This window comes from Halomonas sp. 72 (genome assembly GCF_052379785.1).
Classification (GTDB): domain Bacteria; phylum Pseudomonadota; class Gammaproteobacteria; order Pseudomonadales; family Halomonadaceae; genus Vreelandella; species Vreelandella citrativorans.
Genome location: NZ_JBQSYY010000037.1, coordinates 1 through 5,465, shown reverse-complemented (window position 1 = coordinate 5,465; position 5,465 = coordinate 1). Strand labels below are relative to the sequence as shown.

The 5,465-nt window shown below is 54.1% G+C and carries 6 protein-coding genes and 1 pseudogene; 3 read left to right on the top strand and 4 right to left on the bottom strand.

Annotation, left to right across the window (positions count from 1 at the left end; all coding sequences use genetic code 11):
* Positions 1 to 236: 236 nt before the first annotated feature.
* From ACT3T6_RS17530 to ACT3T6_RS17520, 3 genes and pseudogenes are all read right to left on the bottom strand, one after another.
* Positions 237 to 1,211 (bottom strand): DNA-primase RepB domain-containing protein, encoded by a 975-nt coding sequence (locus ACT3T6_RS17530; RefSeq protein WP_226913409.1) that lies wholly within the window; start codon positions 1,209 to 1,211, stop codon positions 237 to 239.
* Positions 1,187 to 1,600 carry an IncQ-type mobilization protein MobB gene (locus tag ACT3T6_RS17525; RefSeq protein ID WP_226913410.1) on the bottom strand — a complete coding sequence of 138 codons (414 nt, stop codon included), beginning with the start codon at positions 1,598 to 1,600 and terminating at the stop codon, positions 1,187 to 1,189. Before ACT3T6_RS17525 ends, ACT3T6_RS17530 begins: the two co-directional genes overlap by 25 nt.
* A gap of 154 nt (positions 1,601 to 1,754) precedes the next feature.
* Positions 1,755 to 2,351, bottom strand: a pseudogene (locus ACT3T6_RS17520) (MobA/MobL family protein); the annotation flags it as partial.
* 230 nt (positions 2,352 to 2,581) lie between these two features.
* Here ACT3T6_RS17520 and ACT3T6_RS17515 point away from each other — a divergent pair.
* The 3 genes from ACT3T6_RS17515 to ACT3T6_RS17505 all read left to right on the top strand — a co-directional run bounded on the left by ACT3T6_RS17515 (position 2,582) and on the right by ACT3T6_RS17505 (position 4,241).
* Positions 2,582 to 2,875 (top strand): mobilization protein, encoded by a 294-nt coding sequence (locus ACT3T6_RS17515; protein ID WP_193053388.1) that lies wholly within the window; start codon positions 2,582 to 2,584, stop codon positions 2,873 to 2,875.
* Positions 2,876 to 3,293: 418 nt separating this feature from the next.
* Positions 3,294 to 3,788 (top strand): GNAT family N-acetyltransferase, encoded by a 495-nt coding sequence (locus tag ACT3T6_RS17510; RefSeq protein WP_063529968.1) that lies wholly within the window; start codon positions 3,294 to 3,296, stop codon positions 3,786 to 3,788.
* A gap of 15 nt (positions 3,789 to 3,803) precedes the next feature.
* Positions 3,804 to 4,241 carry a GNAT family N-acetyltransferase gene (locus ACT3T6_RS17505; protein WP_063529969.1) on the top strand — a complete coding sequence of 146 codons (438 nt, stop codon included), beginning with the start codon at positions 3,804 to 3,806 and terminating at the stop codon, positions 4,239 to 4,241.
* Positions 4,242 to 4,724: 483 nt separating this feature from the next.
* On the opposite strand, the gene ACT3T6_RS17500 is transcribed toward ACT3T6_RS17505, so the two are convergent.
* A complete protein-coding gene (locus ACT3T6_RS17500; protein ID WP_444625972.1) occupies positions 4,725 to 5,321 on the bottom strand; it encodes a replication/maintenance protein RepL in 597 nt (198 codons plus the stop codon).
* Between the last annotated feature and the right edge of the window lie 144 nt (positions 5,322 to 5,465).

Sequence of the window (5,465 nt, the reverse complement as noted above, 5' to 3'; positions counted from 1 at the left end):
CACTATTAAAAATAGGCTTTTGCATAAAAAACAAATAGTTATGTTATTTCTACCTGTTTTCCCTTCTATTTCTCTTCAAGGCTGCCGCCTTGGCCGCGCTTCGCTTGGCAAATCCGCTGGTCGCTACGCTCCCTCGAAGATGCCTCGGCAAAGCCGAGAAAATCTATCCGCTGCGCTCGGCTACACACGCGCCCCAGCCGCTGCGCGGCGGGGAAAGGCGGCCTGCGGCCGCAAGGTCACATGCCCAGCTCGGGGCCTTTCCGCTGGTGTTGCTGTTCGGCCAGCTTCTGGCGGGCCTCCTGCACCTCGGGCACCTCCATGGCCTTGGCCACGGTGCGCCGGGCGTAGTCCTCTTGGTGGCCGGGTTTCCGGTCGGCAAGCGAGGGGCTGGCCTCCTGTAGCGCAGTGCTGATCTCATCTGCGCTGCGGCCCTTGGCGGCCAGCTTCATCGAGGCGATGAAGTCGCACTTGCTCAGGTCGTCGCCGTACCGCTTCACCAGCCCGCGCATTTCGCTGCGGTAGTCGTCCACGGCGCTGCGCCGGTACCGGCGCATGCTGTCGGGGGCCTCGATCTCGGCCAGCCGTGATGCCTGTTCCCGCTGCCGTTCGGCGGCGTCGCGGCGCTCCTTGCCCTGTCGGATCAACTCGGGGCCAGCGCTGGCCACCTCCCCGGAAGACTCCCGGCACAGCACCCACGGCTGCTGGCCGGTCTTGGTGGTGTGCTTGTCTTTCCGATTCGTAAATCCAGCCAGACGGCCATAGTGGCGGCTCTCAGCGCTTGCAGGGTCGGCTTGGTACTCTCGGGCCAGTTGCTTGGCGATTTCGCCTCTGGTGGCCTCTGTGGCCGCTCTCGGGGTGGTCTTGACCCATGCCTGATAGTTTTCCGGGCTGGTCTCGACGGTCAGTGCCGGTTCCCGGCCCTCGGTCTTCATCGCATCGAGGTCGTCCCGGCTCAGGTCATCGACCAGCACGAGGCCGTGTCGCTCCTCCTGGGCGGGCCTGACGTAGATGTCGTTGCCCTGGGCGTTGAGTCGCTTCAGCCAGGCCGCGTTCTTCAGCACCTCGTCAGACGACCAGGAGCGGTTCATCATCTTGCCGCTGTCCGCGTGCCGGATGCCGATCTCGTAGCGATCGCAGCCCATGGCCTTGAGCTGTCGTTGCATGGCCTGTGTGGTGCGGTCGCCCTTCACGGGCTGAGCAGGTGCAGCCATAGCCCCCCGTCCTCGGTGGTCACCAGTTGGAGATCCAGCAAGAGCCATGATGCGATCAGCAGCACCAGAATAGGCGTCATCGAGCCGATCAGGACGGCCACCCATAGCCGCCACGTCCAGCCCCTCGCGGCTTGGCGGGCGGCGTGTGCCTGCGTCTGGAGGGCGCTGGCCGCTCTCTGCATCTCGCCGGCGGCGTCCTTCCACGTCTGCGCGGTGCGGGTCTGCTGCTCGCTCCAGCGGTGCGTGCTCTGCTTGCTGGCTTCGGTCAGGGCGTCGATCTGCTCCCGCGCTTCGTCGGCCAGTGTTGCCATGCTCTGGGCCAATGGCTCGATGCTCTCGGCGAGTTCGTCCGTGTTCCGCGACCGCCTGACTTTCTCGATGGCGCTCATACTCGATGGCCTCCCTGTGCTGCTGTAGTTCATTGATCTGGTCGTTGGCTGCCTCGATGCCGAGGGCCCTGTCAGCGCGCTCGGTGGTGATGCCGCGGGCCTCCATTTCGACCACGTTGGGGCCAAGGTGGATGCCGGGCACTCGCTCGATGCCTTGGGCGTCGAGGGTTCGGTGGTCGATGCGGGCATCATGGCCCGCACGCTCCAGGGCGTGGTTGGCCATGTCGGCCCAGTCCTGCCGGGTCTGTTCAAGCCATGCCTTCCGCCTGCTGGAGATATCGGCCTTCTGGCTACCCCCTCGCTCGGGGGCCTTGGCGTTGTACCGCTTGAACCACTGCTGAGCGTCGCGCTCGATGCCATCGTTCAGGCGCTCGGAGATCATCAGATGGCAGTGGGGGTTCTCGCCCTTGCCGCTGTGGATCGCCAGCGTATAGGGCAGCTTCTCGTCGTGGGTGAGGTGCTGGGCGAAGTCTTCGGCCAGTGCCTTGCGTTGGTCGGGGGTAAGCTCTCGCGGCAGCGAGAATTCGACCTCACGGAACAGCACGCCATTGGCGCGTTCGTGAGTGTCGGCAGCGTCCCAGTAGTCGCGGGGATGCTCTACCCAATCGGGCATGTTGCCCGATTGGGTGTGCTCGACTTCATCCTTGTCGCGGGCATACCTGCCTTCGCGCTGGATGTAGTCGGATTTGGCGCTTGCTGACTGGCCACCCTTCCGGCTGCCAGTCGAAGCGTGTAGGTGATAGATCGCCACGCGCTGCCCTCGCTGGGTTTGCCAACATTCAGCCCATGGGCTGAATGGCGGAGGCCGCTAGGCCGGAGGGGTGCAGGGCGCAGCCCTGCCGCACGGGGTTTCTCAAGGGAGCGAAGCGACCGATAGAGAAACCCCTAAGTGCGCCCTCCCTTGCAAAGCAAGGTCGGGTTTTGCGGCGTCCGTGCCTCGATGATACGCTGATTGCCACCACATGACCAAGGGGAATGTCAATGGCAAAATCAGTGGATCGGCTAAAGCGACTCGAAGAGAAGCGGGCACAGATCAACGCCGAGATTCAGCGCGTCAGGGCACGTGAGCAAAAGGAGGAGCGCAAACGCGACACCCGGCGAAAGGTGCTCGTTGGCGCGATGATTCTGGGCAAGGTCGAGAGCGGAGACTGGCCGGAAGATCGGCTGATGACGGCCATGGATGACTACCTCGACCGCGACCACGACCGGGAGCTGTTCGGCCTACCACCGAAAGCGAAGACAGGGCAGGCCGAGAAGGCACCAGAGTCGGAATGATCGGGCTGGGGTTTAGCGGGACGAAGTCCCGCCTTTCCCCCGGCGAAGCCGAGGGGCGCGCGTGTAGCTGAGCGCAGCGGGGGTAATTATCGGAGGACAATAAAGTTCGAAACTTTTCGATGCTATTTGTCGCAGTCTGCCTTTTGTTCTAACAAGCTTTTGCCCCAAACGTGTTAAAGTAATTACTTTATAGGACGGCTTTGAGCGATAAGCGGTCATTCAGGTGAGTCGTCCACAACTTAGTAGGAATAACAGAAAACTTTCCTCTTTTTTACATGTTTATATATGCCACAGAAAGCATAATATTCATATCTGGCAATCACTTACGTTATTTGCTATTAATATAAGTTAATAAAATAGGGACGTTTTCGAGCTAAAATAGGGAAAATGTCCTCTGATAAAGTTGTTGGATATAAAAATGAACATAGTACTACGAAAATTAACCAAAGTAGATTCACCCGTATTTTCAATGCTTTGGCAATTCTATCAATATCACCAAAGTGCTTTTGATAACGAAGATATCAATAGTTCTGGCAGATTTGATATTGATGAAGAATATCTTAGTGATGTCGCTGCTGATGAAGAAGATTGTGACGCTTACTTAATCTTTGTTGAGGGCAATATCGCAGGGTTCATTACTGTGGAACCAACAGAGATAGTAGAACGTGAAATGCCTGAGCTGTCAGATCTTTTTATCTTACCTAAGTATCGAGGAAAAGGTATCGCTTTGTATGTTGTCCGCCAGTTAATGTTAGATAATTCATTAAATTGGCATGTAGCCGTTTATGAAAAAGACCGTGAAGCATTAAAGTTTTGGGATAGACTTTTTTCGATATTACCAATCGTGAATGTAATAAAAGTTGAGCCATCTGAGACTGAAGGCTTTCATGAATTTGTGATTACAAATAAGTAAAATATGCAGGATGCGATGAATATCACACTGGAAAACGTTACAAGTTCAAATTATGAAGCCGTATGCGACCTAGACGTCACGGATGAGCAACAGGACTATGTTGCGAGCAATATATGGTCGTTGCTTGAGTCACATTACTGCCACGGGCATACCTGCAGAGCGATCTATCAAAACGATAAACCTGTCGGTTTTTTGATGTGGGTATCTGAAACGCCTGCAAAAGTGTCTGTTTGGCGCTTTATGGTGGATCAAGGTTTTCAAAAAGCGGGTATTGGTAGGGCTGCGCTAAATTTGGCCCTGAATGAAATCAAATCCAGTGACAAAGTAAAAGAAATCGAAATTTGCTATGATCCTGAAAACCCCGTAGCCAAAGGTTTTTATTCAAGTTTTGGCTTTCAGGAAGTGTGGTTGGATAAAGATGGTGAAGACATATTGGCAGTTATTAAACTGTGATCTTTAACAAAACGCCGCTTTGCGGTTCGACTCGAAACATGTTGCTTGCGTTTGTGACGGGCGTTCTTGACTGTCCGCTTACAAAGCAAAGTGAACACTTAAGCCTTCAGTAGTTGAGTTTTAAATCCCGCTATATACCGCACTCAAGTATCCCAAAATGCGAATGTCGGCTCTTTGTCTGAAACGGCAACGGAGAAACCAGTATTTGACTTTCACCTTCTCGTTCAAAGCCGCCCTTAAAGTATTTACGGCAGAAACGAGTTAATCATGAATGGCTGCTCATGGCACAGAGCCGTCCTTCGGCTCTAACTCATTTCTGTCCAAAAGTGAGTTTCAATCTTTGTTGTCACAATTTTTCTTTGGATAGGCACGTTGATTGAATCTAAGTTTTGATCTTTATTGTCATACATACCTTCTATTGACACGAAAGGAACGGACTGGGAAGGCAAAAAAGTTTCAAATATTATTGTCTTCCGACAGTAATCAATTCAGGTCTAGGTCGGTTTGATCCGGGGGCGGCAATTCTTCGTCGTTCATGATTGCGCGTTCGTCCTCGTAGATAACCGGGACGGCTTTCAGCTTTTTGACCTGATCCCAACCTTCATCTTGCTCGACCTCATGGGCAACGACAGTGGCTGAGAAGACCGCTTTTCTCTGCCCTGCGGAGCCAGCAAAGGCCACTTGTTCATTAACCACGTAAGTGTTCGTTGTGCCGACTTTTACGATCTGAACGTAGTTGTGCTCAGCAAGATGTTTGATTGCCCTGGTGACGGTTGCCCGTGATTTCCCGATGATCTTGCAAAAGGCGGTGTTGCTAATGGCTACTGCGTTGGTGCCAATCTGCATGTTTTCGCGGATAACACTGAACACCAATGCTGCTGTCGGGTTGGCGGCTTGCAAGGCTCTTAGGTTTTTCTCTGCGGCTCTGCTCATCATGTAGTAACCGCCTGTCACGCGGTTCTTTGTTGCTGCTGCTAAGCGTCGTTCCTCTTGCAGTGTATCCACGGTATGACTGAGCAATTCTCGCGTTTGAGATAGCTGTTGTTCGAGTGTTTGGAGTCTTTTCTTATCGTCTGCCATTGGTGCTCACCCCATGAGCACCAAGGTGCTCATATCTGATACAAGTTGCGTCATAATTCGATGATACAACATGCGTCACATGGTGAGTCAACATGCATCAATAGTGCTCATAGCTGATGAGCACTATTAGGCTCGCCCCATGAG

Bases quoted from the DNA above. Each gene is read 5' to 3' on its own strand.
- ACT3T6_RS17530 (WP_226913409.1), bottom strand. From the start codon at position 1,211: ATGGCTGCACCTGCTCAGCCCGTGAAGGGCGACCGCACCACACAGGCC.
- ACT3T6_RS17525 (WP_226913410.1), bottom strand. From the start codon at position 1,600: ATGAGCGCCATCGAGAAAGTCAGGCGGTCGCGGAACACGGACGAACTC.
- ACT3T6_RS17515 (WP_193053388.1), top strand. From the start codon at position 2,582: ATGGCAAAATCAGTGGATCGGCTAAAGCGACTCGAAGAGAAGCGGGCA.
- ACT3T6_RS17510 (WP_063529968.1), top strand. From the start codon at position 3,294: ATGAACATAGTACTACGAAAATTAACCAAAGTAGATTCACCCGTATTT.
- ACT3T6_RS17505 (WP_063529969.1), top strand. From the start codon at position 3,804: ATGAATATCACACTGGAAAACGTTACAAGTTCAAATTATGAAGCCGTA.
- ACT3T6_RS17500 (WP_444625972.1), bottom strand. From the start codon at position 5,321: ATGGCAGACGATAAGAAAAGACTCCAAACACTCGAACAACAGCTATCT.